Genomic DNA, 17,932 nt, shown 5'->3' with positions numbered 1-17,932 from the left:
GTCGCATTCGATGGCTTCGCATTCCTGACGAATCACGCGTGCTCGTCGTGAAAAACCGGCAGCACATGCTCGGCGAGTTCTTCGATGACCTCGCGCACGGGCCGGTCCGATCCCGGATTCAGCGTGACGTGATGCGTGCCTGCCGCGCGCATGTCCTGCAGGATGTCGATCAATGCACGGCGCCCGGTGGCATAGCCGAGCGACAGCGCGGTGGCGGGTGCATCGGGATGCGTGGCGAGGTCGAGCCGCATCGACACGCCGAACGCGCGAAAAGCCGGCGACGCGAGCCGGTCGACCGCCGCGCGCCACATCGAATAGCGGGCGCGCTGCGTGTCCGGATCGCGGTGGTACGTCATCCAGCCGATCGCGTGCCGCGCGATCCAGTCGACGCTCTGTCCGCCCGAGCCGACCGCGAGCATCGGCACCGCGTCGTCGCCGCGCGGCAGCAACATGAATTCGGGTGCGTCGGGCGGCGCTTCGTCGGGCAGCACGCGCGACGGCACGCCGAGCGCGGCCGCGACGACTTCCCAGTGTTTGCGATAGCGATCGCGCCGCGTTTCCGCGTCGACGCCGAACGCCGCGTATTCAGGCGGGCGGTCGCCGGAGCCGAGCCCGAGGATGAAGCGTCCGCCCGACAGCGTTGCAACCGACAGCGCGCCCTTCGCGATATGCAGCGGATGACGCAGCGGCAGCACGATCGCGCCGCTGGCGAGCGCGATCTCGCGCGTGCGCGACGCCAGTGCGCCGAGCAGCACCCACGGATCGAGGTGGCCCACCGGGTCGGGATAGTCGGCGCTGTTCAGCGGCACGTCGCGAATCCACAGCGCGCGAAAGCCGAGCGTATCGGCAAGTGCCGCGAGTTCGAGCTGTTCGTTGAAGTCGGCGACGATATTGCCGCTGCGAAGCAGCGGCAGCGTGAGGCCGATCGACAATCGCCCGGCCGAAAAGACGCGGTGTGCGCCGTCGGCGCGGGTGGGGACGGGCGTGGTCATGTCGAATCCGTGGCGGAGGTGCAGAGCGAACGCTCGCCGGTTCGTGCTGGCGGGGCGTTCCGTGTCCGAATGCTAACGTGTTTGCGCCGGGCGGGAGCGGGGCGGCCTGCGCCGAACACGGCGCTACGCGATTCGCAGCGTGAGGCCGAGGCGGGACGCCACGCGTTGCGGCGCGGTTGTCGCTGTCGGCGCTGTAGAACAGCGTGCGGTAGTCGATATCCAGCCAGTCTTTTGCGCCAGGCATGTGTCGGGTATGGATCTCCGGTGATGCGGCGAGGGGCCGCGCGAAGCGCGCAAGGCCAGGTGCACGCGTCCGGTCATGCGGGCGTCGCCACCGTCGGGCGATTGTAAGTCGATTGGCGATAGCGCAGATGCAACGCCCCCGATGCCCGCCCGGGCTGCGCCCGGACAGGTCATGTTCCGTGTTTCAGTTTCGAAACATTCGCGCTTTTTGCCGATGCGCGATTCGCGCCGACGGTATTTCGGCGGCCCGCGCGGCCTTGCGGCGTGAAGCATGGTGCGCTCCTTGCGTATCTGTACGGGCCGTGAGTGCAATCGCGGGCGCAGTCGGCCTGCCGATCGCTTCAGTGGGTCGGACATATCAAAGACGGGGACAAGAGAATGAAAACAGACCGAATCGCAACGTGTCATGTTGCAAACATGAATCGCCGACCTGCCCGGGTATTCGCTTCGCCGTTGATTACGGCGACGTGAGCGCGCGGCTTTCCGTTCCATCCGAGCAATCGGGTTCGTTCTGAACGACGACGTGCATGCGTGACGCACGAGGCCGACCGGTGCCGGTCGGCCGTCGGGGATGAACCGTGAACATGGCTCCGGCCTGGATCCCGGATCGTCATTCCGTAGCGCAACGCGAGTCGTCGCGCGGCGGATCCGTTCGCGCGCCGCGCATCGCATCGGCGTGGCGGGCAGAAGAGCCGGATCGCACCGGAAAGCCGGCCGCGCAACGATGCGCGCGGCATTGCGGAACACGCGTAGTCCAGGGGAAGCGTTTGCCGGCCTCAGCGCGGCGGACGTCGCAATATTGTGCTGTCAGTTGATCCACTACCCCGATGGATCAATTGTTGAAGCGCCCATCGCCGAGCGGCTGATGGGCGTCTTTTTTTGCGCGCCGGTTTGCTGTGCAGGCCGCCGGCCGGATCGCGCGGCGTTCTGTATCATGTGCTGGCGCGCGGGCCGCTCGTGCGGTCGCACGGCTTGCCGGCGCGCCCGATCACGCGTCGCCAACATGAACGATAAAGCCTTGCACGATCCCTCATCCGCCCATGTCGATCCGGCCGCACTAGACGCGCTGCATACGTTCGTCGAGCGTCATCCGCGCCTGCTCGTGCTGACCGGCGCGGGCATCAGCACCGATTCCGGCATTCCCGGCTATCGCGACCGCAACGGCCAATGGATGCGCTCGCCGCCGATCCAGCTCCACGAATTCCTCGGCTCCGATGCCGCGCGGCGACGCTACTGGGCGCGCAGCATGATCGGCTGGCCCGTCGTCGGCCGCGCGCAGCCGAACCGGTCGCACGTCGCGCTGGCGCGGCTCGGCGGCGCGGGCCGGATCGAGCGCCTCGTCACGCAGAACGTCGACGGCCTGCACCAGCGCGCGGGCAGCGACGACGTGATCGAACTGCACGGCGGGATCAACGGCGTGACGTGCCTCGAATGCGGCGCGCATCATGCGCGCGCGACGATCCAGGCCGTGCTCGAAGCCGACAATCCCGAGCTGCTGGGCGCGCAGGCCGAGCCGGCCGCGGACGGCGACGCACACCTCGAATGGGCCGCGCTCGACACGTTCCGTATCCCGGCGTGCCCCGCATGCGGCGGCCTGCTGAAGCCGGCGGTCGTGTTCTTCGGCGAGAACGTGCCGCGCGAGCGGGTGGCGCTGGCCGCGCAGGCGCTCGAGGCGGCCGATGCGCTGCTCGTCGTCGGGTCGTCGCTGATGGTGTATTCCGGTTACCGCTTCTGCGTGTGGGCGCAGGCGCAGCACAAGCCGGTGGCCGCGCTCAATCTCGGCCATACGCGCGCCGATCCGATGCTGACGCTGAAGGTCGAGGCGCAGTGCGCACCCGCGCTCGACGCACTCACCGCGCGGCTGGGCCTCGCGGGCAACGCAACGGAGCACGCATCGTGACCGGCCCGACACCCGCACCCGATCCGTCCGCGCGGCTGTCGGCGCCGGCGGCCGAACGCAATCGCGGGCCGATCCTCGACGTCTTGCGCCGCGTGCTGCCGGCGACCGGCAGCGTGCTCGAAATCGCGAGCGGCACGGGGCAGCACGTCGTCCATTTCGCGCAGGCGCTGCCGGGCCTGCGCTGGCAGCCGAGCGATCCCGACGCGCAGGCGCGGCGCTCGATCGCCGCGTGGATCGCGCATGCGGGCCTCGCGAACGTCGCCGGGCCGCTCGCGTTCGACGTGCGCGATGCATCGTGGCCGCTCGACGCGCTCGACGCGATCGTCTGCATCAACATGATTCACATCTCGCCGTGGGCGTGCGCCGACGCGTTGTTCGCGGGTGCGTCGCGCCTGCTGCGGCCGGGCGGCGTGCTGTTCCTGTACGGCCCGTATCGTCGCGAAGGCCGGCATACGGCGCCGTCGAACGAAGCATTCGACCTGCAGTTGCGCAGCCGCGATCCGTCGTGGGGCGTGCGCGATCTCGAGACGGTCGTCGCGCTCGGCCTCGATCGCGGGCTCGACTGCATCGAGGTCGTCGAAATGCCGGCGAACAACCTGAGCGTCGTGTTCCGGCGGCTTCCGCACGCGGAGCAATGACACGCAAGCGCGCATCGCCGCCGGGTTTCCACTATCCTTTCGCCTGTGCGCGCGGCCCGGGTCGGGTCGCGCCCTGTTTTTTCCGGAGAATTGACTAATGGGCAAACAAGCAATCGGTGTGATCGGACTCGCGGTGATGGGCCGCAATCTCGCACTCAATATCGAGAGCCGCGGTTACGCGGTGTCGGTGTACAACCGCAGCCGCGAGAAAACCGACGAACTGATCGCCGAATTCCCCGGCCGCAATCTGGTGCCGACCCATACGCTCGAGGAGTTCGTCGCGTCGCTCGAAACGCCGCGCCGGATCCTGATGATGGTGAAGGCCGGTGAGGCGACCGATGCGACGATCGCGTCGCTCAAGCCGCTGCTCGAAAAGGGCGACGTGCTGATCGACGGCGGCAATACGCACTTCACCGACACGATCCGCCGCAACCAGGAACTCGCGCAATCGGGCCTGCATTTCATCGGCACCGGCGTGTCGGGCGGCGAAGAGGGCGCGCTGCGCGGCCCGTCGATCATGCCCGGCGGCCAGCGCGACGCGTACGACCTCGTCGAGCCGATCCTCAAGCAGATCGCCGCGAAGGCACCGTCGGACGACGAGCCGTGCGTCGCGTACATGGGCCCGGACGGCGCCGGCCACTACGTGAAGATGGTCCACAACGGCATCGAATACGGCGACATGCAGCTGATCGCCGAAAGCTACTCGGTGCTGAAGAACGTCGCGGGCCTGACCAACGACGAGCTCGGCGCGGTGTATACCGAATGGAACCAGGGCGAGCTCGACAGCTACCTGATCGAGATCACGTCGAAGATCTTCGGCAAGAAGGACGAAGAGACCGGCAAGCACCTCGTCGACGTGATCCTCGATCGCGCCGCGCAGAAGGGCACCGGCAAGTGGACGAGCCAGAACGCGCTGGATCTCGGCGTGCCGCTGCCGCTCATCACCGAATCGGTGTTCGCGCGCGTGCTGTCGTCGCTGAAGACCGAGCGTGTCGCGGCCAGCAAGATCCTGTCGGGCCCGGCCGTCGCGCCGTTCGACGGCGATCGCGCCGCGTTCGTCGAAGCGGTGCGCCGCGCGCTGTACCTGAGCAAGGTGATCTCGTACGCGCAGGGCTTCGCGCAACTGCGCACGGCGTCCGGAGAGTACGGCTGGAACCTCGATCTCGGGACGATCGCGAAGATCTTCCGTGCGGGCTGCATCATCCGCGCGCGCTTCCTGCAGAAGATCACGGACGCGTATGCGAAGGATCCGGCGCTCGCGAACCTGCTGCTCGATCCGTACTTCAAGGACATCGCCGCGAACTACCAGGCCTCGCTGCGCGACGTCGTGGTCGCCGCGGTGAAGGCCGGCGTGCCGGTGCCGGCGTTCGCGTCGGCGGTCGCGTACTTCGACAGCTACCGTTCCGAGCGGCTGCCGGCGAACCTGGTGCAGGCACAGCGCGACTTCTTCGGCGCGCACACGTTCGAGCGTACCGACAAGCCGGGCAGCTTCCACGCGAACTGGTCGTAACCGGGCCGCGGGGCGGTATTGTTGCGAAAATCTATTCTATGAATAGGGTTTCTCTATCCCGGATGCCGGCATTGTTGGCTCCGGGGAAACAGTGTTTTCGCTCTTTCATGGTTTTCCCTAGGGGACGTCGGGACTAAACTCTGTTCCATCGCTGCAGACATGGTGTGTGCGGCGGAGCAAAAAAATCCCGGAGGTAATCATGAAATCGCTGATCGCAACGTTCGCTGCAGCTGCTGTCCTCGCCGTTCCCGCCGTCTCGTTCGCCCAACAGAACGCGCCCGTCACCCGTGCGCAGGTGAAGGCCGAACTGGTCCAACTGCAACAGGCCGGCTACAAGCTGGGCAGCGACCGGACGAACTACCCGGAAGGCATCCTGGCTGCTGAAGCCCGTGTGAACCCGCAACAGAATGTCGCCGCCGCCGACACGACCGGCTATGGCGCGCAACCGGCCGCCGCGCAGGAATCCGGCGCACCGGCCGCGGCAAAGACCGGCTGGCAAGTCAAGCGTATCGCTGACGGCGCACCGGTCTACAAGGGTCGTTAATGGCGCGGCCGCCTTGGCGGCCGGACCTGACCCCATGTAGTACAAACAGCCCGTCGTCCCGCTTTGCGGGACGACGGGCTGTTTTCTTTGGTGGCGCCTGCGGCGCCGGTTCCGTCATGCGGAACGACGGCCTGTTTTCATGGGTGGCGCGTGCTGCGCCGGCAGTCAGTGCAGCGGGCGCCTGCCGCGCCCGATATCCCGGAACAGCGCTTCGGCCGGCTCCAGCACCTGCAGCCACGTTTCGTCGTAGCCGCTCAGCGTGTCGAGCGCCTCGCGCAGCCGCTCGATCGCGAGGACCGGCAGCTCGACGCTGTGGCGCGTGGCGCCCGTCAGGTGCGCGACGCTCGCCAGCTGGACGAGCGCATCGGCCGCCTCCGCGACGTCGGTCGCGAACAGCAGGTGCCGGTTGAGCAATTCGACCAGGCCGCTGGAACCGGCGAAATCGTCCGCGTTGAGCTGCACCGAAAGAAACGTCGCATTGTTCATTGTCATGCTCCTCGTTGTCGTTGGATCGCGCTGCGCATCACCGAGTATAGGCGGCGATCGAAGGGGAGAATGTGACGGAGCCGAGACGGCAGACGGCGGCGGCGAAGTAGGCGGAAGACCGGCGGCAGGCCCGCCGGATGGGTCGCGCGGCGCGGCCCGCGGGCCGTCGGCACGCAGGGGCGGGGCCGCAAGATGGTTGCCGGAACCTGCAACTGTCGCGGTCCTGACCGCGACAAATGGTATCTTTGCCGGTCGGAGCGACGCGAAAAAGGGGCCGGTGAGCCCGTTCGCGCCGACGTTCCGCTGTGGAAACTGACGGCCGCGAGAGCGGTCGGATACTGGTTGGTCCGGCCGTCCGGCCGGACATCGTGCGTCGCGCGCCGGAGGGCGGTGGGCGGCGCAACGACGCAAATCCGGGAGGACCCTTGAGAGAAACTATTCCCATCCACGATTCGCTGGCGCGCTGGCTGCCGCAGGCGGCGCTCGTCGCGGCAGCCGTCGCGCTGTCGGGCTGTACGCTGACGCCGTGGACCGACAACTGGCAGCCGGCGCGTTCGTCGGCGCCGACGTCGGCCGCGACGCCGGGCGTGATTGCTGGCTATTACCGCGTGAACCCGGGCGATACGCTCGCGGGCGTCGCGAACGCCTACGGGCAACGCGTGCAGGACGTGGCGAGCTGGAATCACATGGCGCCTACCGACGCCGTGTATCCCGGCCAGGTGCTGCGCGTCGCGCCGCCTGCCGCGACGTCGTCCGCGCAGCCGCCCTCGGCGGCCGCGCAGCCGGGCTCGCTCGCGTGGCCGGCCACGGGTGTCGTCGCGACGCAGTTTGCGGCCGGCAAGACGCGCGGCATCGTGATCGCCGCATCCGGGCCCGACCATTCGGTGCGGGCCGCGGCGAACGGGCGGGTGGTCTACGCCGGGTCCGGCGTCAAGGCGTACGGCCCGCTCGTGATCCTGAAGCACGACAACGGGCTCATCACGGCCTACGGTCACAACGGCAAGCTGCTCGTCAACGAAGGCGACGCGGTGCGCCAGGGCCAGCCGGTCGCCGAGATGGGCACCGACACGAGTGGCCGTTCGACGTTCGAGTTCGAAGTTCGCCAGAACGGCAAGGTCGTCGATCCGATGAACTTCCTGCCACGCAGCGGCGGCTGACGAGCCGCATCGCCACGTGTGCGCCGGGCGGCGCACACGCTCCCGCCTTCTTCCGCGTTCATCCTTCCTTCAGCGTCGCGGCGCCGGACTGTCTCGCGTGATTGCCGAGCCAGCGGATGCCCAGTGCGAGTGCCGCCGCGCCGAGTGCGATCAGCGAGCACTGGATCGCGACCGGCAGGTAGCCGTGCGGCCGCGGATCGACGAACGGGTAGGGGTACCAGTTCTGCAGCGCGCCGCGCACGAGCGTATAGCCGAGATAGACGACCGGAAAACCGAGCCACGCGAACGCGCTGCGCCGCGCGATCGGCGAGCGCGGCTCCACGTACAGCCAGTCGCACACCATGACGAGCGGCACGATCCGGTGCAGCACCCAGTTGTTGAACGCCGGCGTGATGTGGCGCAGCGCATCGTGGCGCGCGAGCAGCAGCTCGTAGACGATCGCGGTGATCAGCACGTACAGCACGGCCGCGCCGCGCATCGATTCGTAGCGGGCCGAGCCGGGGCGCGCGATGCGCCAGAGCCCCGCGGCCAGTATCGTGGCCGCGTAGAGGCTGCTCAGTTGCGTGAAGTAGCTGAGGTAGTTGCCGAGCTGGAACGCGGGCATGCCCCAGTAGCCGGCGATGCCGTGCAACGTCGTGGACACCGCGAGCAACGCGGCGGTCAGCCGGTAGGCCGCAACGAAGAACGCCTTGCTCATGATGCGCGCACAACGTCGACACCAAAGCTTCATCGTGCCACAGCCATTCCCGTGCGCGATGCGGACTTTCCATATGACAGCCCCGCGCGGCGTGCGTTGACGATTCGTCGGATATTTGACCGCGTCGCGCAAAACCGGACGCCCGCGCGGCTACAATCGTGGCAACTCTGCCGGGCGCAGGCCGGTTGCGGCATGCGCCCCTCCCCGCATACAACACGAGACGACGCATGAAAAACATCCTCGCGAAACAGAGGCGCTACAGCTCGCCCGCGATCTTCTTCCACTGGGCCATCTTCCTGCTGGTGGCGCTGGCGTACCTGGCCATCGAGATCCGCGGGCCGAAAGGCAGCGACAGCCGGGTGTTCTGGATGAACGTGCACCTCACCGCCGGCACATTCGTGCTCGTGCTGTCGGTGCTGCGCGTGCTGTGGCGGGTCGTCAGCCGCGTGCCGGAAGCCATTCCGCAGGCCGCGCTGCTGCGCTGGCTCTCGACGCTCTCGCATGTCGCGCTCTACGTGTTCATCATCGCGCAGCCGCTGCTCGGCATCATGATGATCAACCTGGGCGGCAAGCCGGTGTCGCTCGACTGGCTCGGCGTGTCGTTCACGCTGTTCGGCCCGGACAAGGCGCTGCGGCCGACGATCAAGGAAGCGCACGAGCTGATCGGCAACGCGTTCTACTTCGTGATCGGCCTGCATGCGCTGGCCGCGCTGTATCACCATTTCATCCGGCGCGACGACGTGTTGCGCCGCATGGCGCCCTGAGCGTCGCGCGCCGGACGCGCGCAGCAGGCGGGGGCGCATGGTTGTGTTGACAACCATGCGCCCCCGGTCCGTTTACCGTCATCCGCGGCTGGTCATCGCGGCGAACATTCTGTAACATCTCGGCTGTTTTTACGTTCCGCTTACTCGCCGCCGCGCATGCTGTACCGACATCGTCACCTGACCGCCTGGCTTGGCGTGCTCGCGATCTGGTTCGCGATCGCGGCGCCGCTGGTGTCGCAGTGGCGCATCGCGCAGGCGGCCACGCCTGACGCAATCGTCTGCAGTGCAGAGCATGGCCCGCATCGGTCGCCCGATGCGGGCCGCATGCACGATCACGCGTTGCATCTCGATGCGTGCGGCTACTGCGGCTTCTTCGCGCACAGCCCCGCGATCGGCGTGCCTGCCGCCGCATCGTTCGCTTCCGCTTCCGTCGCTTCCGTTTCCGCCGCCGCGCCGCCTGCCGTCGCGGCGCGCGCCGACCGCTATCCGCGCGCGTATCCACGCGCACCGCCCGAGCGCGCCTGACGCGCTTTCTTCCGTTTTATCTACCGCCGATATCCGTGCGGCCCGTCGAGGCCGCGTGGAGGGCGTCACTCGGGCTTTCGATCATGACCATTTTCCAGTTGCGTGCGCCGCGGGCGTCACGCAATGCCGGTGCGCGGCGCGTGCCGCGCATGTTGAAACTCACCGTTCCCGCGCTCGCCGTCGGCGCGCTGGCCGCGACCGCGACCGCTGCCGCGGCCGAAACGACTCGCGCGGCCGGCATGCCTGCGGACGATGCGGCCGTGCTGCTGCCGCCCGTCGAAGTCGTCGCGACGCCGCTGACGACGCCGCTCGTCGTCGTCACGGATCCGAAGGCGCCGCGCCAGCCGCTGCCCGCCAGCGACGGCGCGGATTACCTGAAGACGATTCCCGGCTTCACGTCGATTCGCAGCGGCGGCACGAACGGCGATCCGGTGCTGCGCGGGATGTTCGGGTCGCGGCTGAACATCCTGGCGAACGGGATGCCGACGCTCGGCGCCTGCCCGAACCGGATGGATGCGCCGACGTCGTATATCGCGCCGGAAAGCTATGACAAGGTCACCGTCGTGAAGGGGCCGCAGACCGTGCTGTACGGCCCGGGCGCGTCGGCCGGCACCGTGCTGTTCGAGCGCGTGACGCCGCGTTTCGACAAGCCGGGCATGCGTTTCGAGGGCAGCCTCGTCGGCGGCTCGTTCGGTCGCAACGACCAGAACATCGACGTGACGGCCGGCACGCCGGACGTCTACGGCCGCGTGACCGCAAACCACGCGCATTCGCAGGACTACAAGGACGGCAATGGCAACACGGTGCCGTCGCAGTGGGACAAGTGGAACGCCGATGCGGCGCTCGGCTGGACGCCCGACGACCACACACGGGTCGAACTGACGGCGGGCACGGGCGACGGCTACGCGAAGTATGCGGGTCGCGGGATGGACGGCGCGCATTTCCGCCGCGAGACGTTCGGCCTGTCGTTCGACAAGCGGCATCTCGGCGACGTGCTCGACCGGATCGAGGCGCGCGTGTACTACAACGAAGCCGACCATGTGATGGACAACTACACGTTGCGGCAGCCCGACCCGACCAGCAGCATGCCGATGCGGATGGCGGCGGAGGTGCGGCGCCGCACGTTCGGCGCGCGCGCGGCCGCGACGTTCCGTTTCGGTGACGACTTCAAGCTCGTGACCGGTGTCGACGCGCAATCGAACCGGCTCGATTCGCGCTCGGCGATGGGGCGGCAGAACTACGGCGACCAGCCGTGGGATGCGCAGGCGACGATGTGGAACGCGGGCGCGTTCGGCGAGCTGACGTGGTACGCGAGCGGCGTGTCGCGCGTGATCGGCGGCGCGCGCGTCGACTACGCGAGCGCACGCGACAAGCGCGCGACGACGAGCGGGATGATGATGAGCAAGCCCAACCCGACCTTCGACGACGATCGCGCGCGCGTGCTGCCGAGCGGCTTCGTGCGCTACGAGCGCGATCTCGCGTCGCTGCCCGTTACGTGGTACGCGGGGATCGGTCATGCGGAGCGCTATCCCGACTACTGGGAGCTGTTCTCCGCGAAGCGCGGGCCGGCCGGTTCGGTCAACGCGTTCTCGGCGGTGCAGCCGGAGAAGACCACGCAGCTCGACATCGGCGCGCAATACAAGAGCGACCGGTTCGATGCGTGGGTGTCGGCCTACGCAGGTTATGTGCAGGACTTCATCCTGTTCAACTACGCGGCCGGCATGATGGGCCCGACCACGCAGGCGACCAACGTCAACGCACAGATCATGGGCGGCGAAGCGGGCGTGTCGTGGCGGCCGGTTGCGCCGCTGCGCGTCGAGACGTCGCTCGCGTATGCGTGGGGGCGCAACGTGGCGAGCGGCGATCCGCTGCCGCAGATGCCGCCGCTCGAGGTGCGCATCGGGCTCGAATACACGCGCGGCGCGTGGTCGGCCGGCGGCCTGTGGCGGATCGTTGCGCCGCAGCATCGTTATGCACTGAATGAGGGCAACGTGGTCGGCAAGGACTTCGGCCCGAGTACCGGATTCGGCGTGCTGTCGCTGCATACGCAATACAACGTCAGCAAGACCGTGCAGGTCTCGGTCGGCGTCGACAACGTGCTGAACAAGGCCTACACCGAGCATCTGAACCTCGCCGGCAACGCGGGCTTCGGCTATCCGGCGAACGCACCGGTGATGGAACCGGGCCGTACCGCATGGGTACGCGTGAGCGCGAAGCTGTAGCGCGTTGCGCGTGTGCGTTGCAGCATGCGCGCGCATGAACGCGGCCCCGCCCGAACGGGCGGGGCGCGTCAAGCGATTAGAGAACCGTGTCTAGTCAGGGCGCAAACGTTGGCCGCTCGTGTTTCACTCCGGCATTCGACGGTCACGGCGCACGCGAGGGCGCCGCGTGCGTCGATTCGAGTTCATTCGCACCGGCAGCACAATAATCAGGAGAACATGCATGGCCAGATCGATGCGTTCCAGGGTGGTGGCAGGGGCAGTGGCATGCGCGATGAGCGTCGCGCCGTTCGCGGGGGCGACCGCGGTGATGACGCTTGCGACGACGCACGCGGCGATGGCGGCGACCGCGCCCGCCGACGACTACGCGACGACGCGTTATCCGATCATCCTCGTGCACGGGCTCACGGGTACCGACAAGTACGCGGGCGTGCTCGAGTACTGGTACGGCATCCAGGAAGACCTGCAGCAGCATGGCGCGACCGTCTACGTCGCGAACCTGTCGGGCTTCCAGAGCGACGACGGGCCGAACGGGCGCGGCGAACAGTTGCTCGCGTACGTGAAGACGGTGCTCGCCGCGACGGGCGCGACCAAGGTCAATCTCGTCGGCCACAGCCAGGGCGGGCTCACGTCGCGTTACGTTGCGGCTGTCGCGCCCGATCTCGTCGCGTCGGTGACGACGATCGGCACGCCGCATCGCGGCTCCGAGTTCGCCGACTTCGTGCAGGGCGTGCTCGCATACGATCCGACCGGGCTTTCGTCATCGGTGATCGCGGCGTTCGTCAATGTGTTCGGAATCCTGACGAGCAGCAGCCACAACACGAACCAGGACGCACTCGCGTCGCTGAAGACGCTGACGACCGCCCAGGCCGCCGCGTACAACCAGAACTATCCGAGCGCGGGCCTCGGTGCGCCGGGCAGTTGCCAGACCGGCGCGCCGACGGAAACCATCGGCGGCAACACGCATCTGCTGTATTCGTGGGCCGGCACGGCGATCCAGCCGACGCTCTCCGTGTTCGGTGTCACGGGCGCGACGGACACGAGCACCATTCCGCTCGTCGATCCGGCGAACGCGCTCGACCCGTCGACGCTCGCGCTGTTCGGCACGGGCACGGTGATGATCAACCGCGGCTCGGGCCCGAACGACGGGCTCGTATCGAAGTGCAGCGCGCTGTACGGCAAGGTGCTGAGCACGAGCTACAAGTGGAACCATATCGACGAGATCAACCAGTTGCTCGGCGTGCGCGGTGCGAATGCGGAAGATCCGGTCGCGGTGATCCGCACGCATGCGAACCGGCTGAAGCTGGCGGGCGTGTAATCGATGGCGGCACGTGAAGGGCGCGCGCCGCTGGCGCGGCGCGCTGCAGTCTACGGTGTCGTGGGGCTGGCGGCGATCGCCGGCGTCGCGATGTGGAGCGGGGCGGGATGGCATCGCGGTACGGGTAGCGCCGGCGAAGCGCCCGATGCGGCGGCAGTGGGCGGCGTGGCTGCGGCACCGCCGCAGGCCGCCGCGCCGGCGAGCGCGGGCCTGCCGTCGTCGCTGGCCGGCTCCAGCGCGCCGCGGCTGCCGCTCGATGCGGGCGGCCATCTCGCGAAGGTGCGCGCGGTGCGCGATTTCTTCGACTACTGCCTGACCGCGCAGAGCGACCTCAGCGCGGCCGCGCTCGATGCACTCGTCGTGCGCGAGATTGCCGCGCAGCTCGACGGTACGGCGGCGCAGGCCGAGGCGCTCGACGTGTGGCATCGCTATCGCGCGTATCTCGACGCGCTCGCGAAACTGCGCGATGCCGGCGCAGTCGACAAGTCCGACCTGGGCGCGCTGCAGCTCGCGCTCGACCAGCGCGCATCGATCGCGTATCGCACGCTCGGCGACTGGAGCCAGCCGTTCTTCGGCGCGGAGCAGTGGCGGCAGCGCTACGATCTCGCGCGGCTGAAGATCGCGCAGGATCGCACGCTGACCGATGCGCAGAAGGCCGAACGGCTCGCGGCGCTGGAGCAGCAGATGCCGGCCGACGAACGCGCGGCGCAGCAGCGGGGCGACCGGCAGCGGGCCGCGATCGACCAGATCGCGCAACTGCAAAAGAGTGGGGCGACGCCCGATGCGATGCGCGCGCAACTGACGCAGACGCTCGGGCCCGAGGCCGCCGCGCGCGTCGCGCAGATGCAGCAGGACGACGCAGCGTGGCAGAGCCGCTACGCGGACTATGCCGCGCAGCGCGCGCAGATCGAGTCGGCCGGCCTGTCGCCGCAGGGCCGCGACGCGCAGATTGCCGCATTGCGGCAGCGCGTGTTCACGAAACCCGGCGAAGCCGTGCGCGCGGCGTCGCTCGATCGCGGGGCGGGCAGCGCGCAGTAACGCGGGCGGCGCCGCGTGCGACCGCTCCTATGCCGCGCGCGTGATGTGCCGCGGCAGATGCTGCTCGATGGTATTCGCGAGCGTGTCGAACGCGGGCCCGATGCTTTCGTGCGGGACGCACGCATAGCCGAGCAGCAGGCCGCGCTGCGCGGTGTCGCGGTTGCTGTAGTAGCTGGTGAGCGGGCGCACGATCACGCCCGCGTCGAACGCGCTCTGCGTGACCGCGCGATCGTCGCACGCGTCGGGCAAGCCGAGCACCAGGTGCAGGCCGGCCTCGTCGCCCATCACGGGCAGCGCGTCGCCGAAGCGCGCGCGGATCGCGTCGATCATCAGTTGCCGGCGCTCGCCGTACAGCGTGCGCATCCGCCTTACGTGCGACGTCAGGTGGCCATCCATGATGAATTCGGCGAGCACGGCCTGCTGCATCAGCTGGCCTTCGCGGTACAGCTCCGACAGCCCGGTGCGGAAGGTATCGACCAGATGCTCGGGCACGACCATGTAGCCCATCCGCAGGCCCGGGAACAGCATCTTGCCGAGGCTGCCGACGTAGATCACGCGGCCGCCGTCGTCGAGCCCCTGCAGCGACGCGAGCGGCCGGCTGCCGTAGCGGAATTCGCTGTCGTAGTCGTCCTCGATGATCCAGCAGCGGTGCTGGCGCGCGTATTCGAGCAGCATCCGGCGCCGCGCGAGGCTCATCACCATCCCGAGCGGGTACTGATGCGACGGCGTGACGAGCACGAGCCGCGGCGGATGCTGCATGTCGCCGGCACGCGGGGCGAGCCCTTCCTGGTCGACCGGCACCGGCGCGAGCGTGAGGCCGGCCGCCTGCAATACGCTGCGCACGCCCCAGTAGCACGGTTCCTCGACCCACGCGCGATCGCCGATGTCGGACAGCAGCCGCACCGCGAGATCGATCGACTGATGAATGCCGGTCGTGATGATCACCTGGTCCGGCGAGCATTTGACCGAGCGCGCGACGCGCAGGTAATCGGCGAGCGCGCGCCGCAATGGCCGGTAGCCGCCGCCCGGCGCATAGGTCAGCAGCTCGGGGTTGGCCTCCTTCCAGAGCCGCGCCTGCAGGCGGCTCCACGTGCGGCTCGGAAACTCCGACACGTCCGGCACGCCCGGCATGAACGCACCCCACTGGCGCCGCGACACGCCCGCGTGCTCGATCAGTTGCCGGCCGCGCATCGACAGGCTGCCCTGCGCGTCCGGCAGCGGCAGCGTACCGGCGTCGGACGGCGGCGGCGCGGCGCCCGGCGCGCGAATCGCCGCGGCGTCCGGCCGCGTGTCGGCCACGTAGGTGCCGCTGCCGGTCGTCGTCAGCACATAGCCTTCGGCCGTCAACTGGTCGTACACGTGCAGCACGGTATTGCGCGCGATCGACAGGTCCGCCGCCAGCGTCCGGGAGCTGGGCAGTTTCGTTCCTGGCCCCAATTCCCCGGTCAGGATGGCCTGCTGCATCTGCTGCAGCAACTGCCGGTACATCGGCTCGGACGAGCCGCGGTCGAGGCGGGCGGAGAGCCAGTCGGCAAGGATCACGGTATCCAAAGTGGTCCTACTAGTAATATTGAAATGGTTCCCTATTGTAGAACCGTGGGCACCGTATAGTGGCTCGCATCTTGAAAACAATTGTCGCGCAGCAAGGGGACAGCCACGATGAAGTCCGATGATGTGATCGTCAGTTTTCGCGGTGTGCGGAAGACTTATGACGGCGAAACGCTGGTCGTCAAATCGCTCGACCTCGATATCCACCGCGGGGAATTCCTGACGCTGCTCGGGCCGTCGGGTTCGGGCAAGACGACCTGCCTGATGATGCTCGCCGGTTTCGAGTTTCCGACCGGCGGCGAGATTCGCCTGGACGGCGAACTCCTGAACAACGTGCCGCCGCACAAGCGCAACATCGGCATGGTGTTCCAGAACTACGCGCTGTTCCCGCACCTGACGGTCGAGCAGAACGTCGCGTATCCGCTGACCGTGCGCAAGCTGCCGGCCGCCGAGCGCGCGGAGCGCGTCGCGCATGCGCTGAAGATGGTGCAGATGGAGCGCTTCGCGAAACGCTATCCGGCGCAGTTGTCGGGCGGCCAGCAGCAGCGCATCGCGCTGGCGCGTGCGCTCGTGTTCGAGCCGAAGCTCGTGCTGATGGACGAGCCGCTCGGCGCGCTCGACAAGCAACTGCGCGAACACATGCAGTACGAACTGAAGGCGCTGCACGAAAAGCTTGGCGTGACTTTCGTCTACGTGACGCACGACCAGGGCGAGGCGCTGACGATGTCCGATCGTGTGGCCGTGTTCGACAAGGGCATCGTGCAGCAGCTCGACACCGTCGATTGCCTGTACGAATCGCCGTGCAACGAATTCGTCGCGAACTTCATCGGCGACAGCAACCGGCTGCGCGGCACCATCGCACGCGTCGACGGCGAATTCTGCGAGTTCCGGCTCGACGACGGCACGCAGCTCGTCGGCCGCCATATCGGCGAAGCCGCCGAGGGCGCGTCGGCCGTCGCGTGCATCCGCCCCGAACGCATGAGCCTCGCCGCGCACGGCGCGAACGGGCACGCGAACGGCGCAGCCGCGAACCGGCTGACCGGCGAGGCACGCAGCCTCATCTATTTCGGCGATCACGTGCGCATGCGCTGCGCGCTGCCCGGCCAGGACGAATGCTTCGTGAAGGTGCCGCTCGGCACCGGCGCGCTCGACGCGTTCTCGCCTGGCGCGCCGGTTTCGCTCGCATTCGCGCCCGAACACCTGCGCGTGTTCGCGTGAGCAGGGTTTCCCCGATTTACCGCAGCACGTCGTCAACAACAAAGCCCACTTCCACCACGAGAGGAGAGGAACCATCATGAAACGAGCAAGCTTTACGGCGAGCCGCACCGCACTGGCACTGGCGCTCGCCGTCGTCGGCGCATCGGCAACGGCCGCCGAACTCACGGTCGTCAACTTCGGCGGCGCGAACGGCGACGCGCAGAAGGCCGCGTTCAACCAGCCGTTCGAGAAGGCGACCGGCAACAAGGTCACCGCCGTCGAATACAACGGCGAGCAGGCGAAAGTGAAGGCGATGGTCGAGGCGAAGCACGTCAACTGGGACGTGGTCGAAGTCGAGTCGGGCGACCTGAACCGCGGTTGCGACGAAGGGCTGTACGAGAAGCTCGACTGGTCGAAGATCGCGAAGAAGTCCGACCTGATTCCGGAATCGCCGCAAACGTGCGGCGTCGGTTTCTTCGTGTGGTCGACGGCGCTGTCGTACAACGCGGACAAGCTGAAGTCGGCACCGACCGGCTGGGCCGATTTCTGGAACGTGAAGAAATTCCCCGGCAAGCGCGGGATGCGCAAGGGCGCGCGCTACAACCTCGAGTTCGCGCTGATGGCCGACGGCGTCGCGACGAAGGACGTGTACAAGGTGCTCGGCACGAAGGCTGGCCAGGACCGCGCGTTCAAGAAGCTCGACGAGCTGAAGCCGTACATCCAGTGGTGGGAAGCGGGCGCACAGCCGCCGCAGTTCCTCGTCGCCGGCGACGTCGTGATGTCGACCGCGTACAACGGCCGCATCGATGCCGCGCAGAAGGAAGGCAAGAACCTGAAGGTCGTGTGGAACGGCAGCATCTACGACCTCGACTACTGGGCGATTCCGAAGGGCTCGCCGAACAAGGCGCTGGCCGAGCAGTACATCGCGTATTCGCTGACGCCGAAGCCGCAGCAGGCGTATGCGCAGCACATCGCGTACGGCCCCGCGAACATCGCCGCGATCAAGTCGCTCGACGCGAAGACGCTCGCGAACCTGCCGAACTCGCCGGCCAACGGCAAGAACGCGGTGCTGGAGGACATCGGCTTCTGGACCGACCACAGCGACGAGCTCGAGCAGCGCTTCGCCGCGTGGGCGACGAAGTAACCGTTCAGGCAT

General features: G+C 68.0%; 16 protein-coding genes. 12 read left to right on the top strand and 4 right to left on the bottom strand.

Annotated elements, in window-relative coordinates:
* Positions 1–32: 32 nt before the first annotated feature.
* Positions 33–992 carry an LLM class oxidoreductase gene (locus ABD05_RS17110; protein ID WP_047901378.1) on the bottom strand — a complete coding sequence of 320 codons (960 nt, stop codon included), beginning with the start codon at positions 990–992 and terminating at the stop codon, positions 33–35.
* A 1,246-nt stretch (positions 993–2,238) separates the two neighbouring features.
* Between ABD05_RS17110 and ABD05_RS17105 the strand changes: the two genes are divergently transcribed.
* The 4 genes from ABD05_RS17105 to ABD05_RS17090 all read left to right on the top strand — a co-directional run bounded on the left by ABD05_RS17105 (position 2,239) and on the right by ABD05_RS17090 (position 5,827).
* A complete protein-coding gene (locus tag ABD05_RS17105; RefSeq protein ID WP_047901377.1) occupies positions 2,239–3,135 on the top strand; it encodes an NAD-dependent protein deacetylase in 897 nt (298 codons plus the stop codon).
* The gene (locus tag ABD05_RS17100) at positions 3,132–3,773 is read left to right on the top strand and encodes a DUF938 domain-containing protein (RefSeq protein ID WP_047901376.1); all 642 of its coding nucleotides are present in this window, start codon (positions 3,132–3,134) and stop codon (positions 3,771–3,773) included. Before ABD05_RS17105 ends, ABD05_RS17100 begins: the two co-directional genes overlap by 4 nt.
* Positions 3,774–3,870: 97 nt before the next feature.
* A complete protein-coding gene (gene gndA / locus ABD05_RS17095; protein ID WP_047901375.1) occupies positions 3,871–5,283 on the top strand; it encodes an NADP-dependent phosphogluconate dehydrogenase in 1,413 nt (470 codons plus the stop codon).
* 199 nt (positions 5,284–5,482) lie between these two features.
* Positions 5,483–5,827: a DUF4148 domain-containing protein gene (locus ABD05_RS17090; RefSeq protein WP_047901374.1), complete on the top strand. Its 345-nt coding sequence runs from the start codon at positions 5,483–5,485 to the stop codon at positions 5,825–5,827.
* Between the two features lie 165 nt (positions 5,828–5,992).
* Here the strand turns inward: ABD05_RS17090 and ABD05_RS17085 are convergent, their stop codons facing one another.
* The gene (locus ABD05_RS17085; protein ID WP_047901373.1) at positions 5,993–6,313 is read right to left on the bottom strand and encodes a hypothetical protein; all 321 of its coding nucleotides are present in this window, start codon (positions 6,311–6,313) and stop codon (positions 5,993–5,995) included.
* 425 nt (positions 6,314–6,738) lie between these two features.
* On the opposite strand from ABD05_RS17085, the gene ABD05_RS17080 reads away from it, so the two are divergent.
* Positions 6,739–7,470 carry a peptidoglycan DD-metalloendopeptidase family protein gene (locus ABD05_RS17080; protein ID WP_047901372.1) on the top strand — a complete coding sequence of 244 codons (732 nt, stop codon included), beginning with the start codon at positions 6,739–6,741 and terminating at the stop codon, positions 7,468–7,470.
* Between the two features lie 58 nt (positions 7,471–7,528).
* Here ABD05_RS17080 and ABD05_RS17075 read toward each other — a convergent pair whose 3' ends face one another.
* Complete coding sequence (locus ABD05_RS17075; protein WP_047901371.1) at positions 7,529–8,167, bottom strand: Pr6Pr family membrane protein; 639 nt, start codon at positions 8,165–8,167, stop codon at positions 7,529–7,531.
* Between the two features lie 227 nt (positions 8,168–8,394).
* Between ABD05_RS17075 and ABD05_RS17070 the strand changes: the two genes are divergently transcribed.
* The 5 genes from ABD05_RS17070 (at position 8,395) to ABD05_RS17050 (ending at position 14,031) form a co-directional block, all read left to right on the top strand.
* Positions 8,395–8,931, top strand: coding sequence for a cytochrome b (locus tag ABD05_RS17070; RefSeq protein ID WP_047901370.1), 537 nt, complete (start codon positions 8,395–8,397; stop codon positions 8,929–8,931).
* A gap of 156 nt (positions 8,932–9,087) precedes the next feature.
* Positions 9,088–9,456, top strand: a complete 369-nt coding sequence (locus ABD05_RS17065) for a DUF2946 domain-containing protein (RefSeq protein WP_047901369.1) — start codon at positions 9,088–9,090, stop codon at positions 9,454–9,456.
* Between the two features lie 83 nt (positions 9,457–9,539).
* A complete protein-coding gene (locus ABD05_RS17060; protein WP_047901368.1) occupies positions 9,540–11,678 on the top strand; it encodes a TonB-dependent copper receptor in 2,139 nt (712 codons plus the stop codon).
* 220 nt (positions 11,679–11,898) lie between these two features.
* Positions 11,899–12,993: an esterase/lipase family protein gene (locus tag ABD05_RS17055; RefSeq protein WP_047901367.1), complete on the top strand. Its 1,095-nt coding sequence runs from the start codon at positions 11,899–11,901 to the stop codon at positions 12,991–12,993.
* Positions 12,994–12,996: 3 nt separating this feature from the next.
* Positions 12,997–14,031, top strand: a complete 1,035-nt coding sequence (locus tag ABD05_RS17050) for a lipase secretion chaperone (protein WP_047901366.1) — start codon at positions 12,997–12,999, stop codon at positions 14,029–14,031.
* Positions 14,032–14,058: 27 nt separating this feature from the next.
* Here ABD05_RS17050 and pdxR read toward each other — a convergent pair whose 3' ends face one another.
* Positions 14,059–15,582: a MocR-like pyridoxine biosynthesis transcription factor PdxR gene (pdxR, locus tag ABD05_RS17045; protein ID WP_047901365.1), complete on the bottom strand. Its 1,524-nt coding sequence runs from the start codon at positions 15,580–15,582 to the stop codon at positions 14,059–14,061.
* A 108-nt stretch (positions 15,583–15,690) separates the two neighbouring features.
* Between pdxR and ABD05_RS17040 the strand changes: the two genes are divergently transcribed.
* Positions 15,691–16,797 (top strand): ABC transporter ATP-binding protein, encoded by a 1,107-nt coding sequence (locus tag ABD05_RS17040; protein WP_047901364.1) that lies wholly within the window; start codon positions 15,691–15,693, stop codon positions 16,795–16,797.
* Positions 16,798–16,873: 76 nt separating this feature from the next.
* On the top strand, positions 16,874–17,920 hold the full coding sequence (locus tag ABD05_RS17035) for an ABC transporter substrate-binding protein (protein ID WP_047901363.1): 1,047 nt from the start codon (positions 16,874–16,876) through the stop codon (positions 17,918–17,920).
* Positions 17,921–17,932: the final 12 nt, after the last annotated feature.

Source organism: Burkholderia pyrrocinia (genome assembly GCF_001028665.1).
GTDB lineage: Bacteria > Pseudomonadota > Gammaproteobacteria > Burkholderiales > Burkholderiaceae > Burkholderia > Burkholderia pyrrocinia.
Note: the sequence above shows the minus strand (reverse complement) of the source record. Positions and strands in the feature narration are given on the sequence as shown.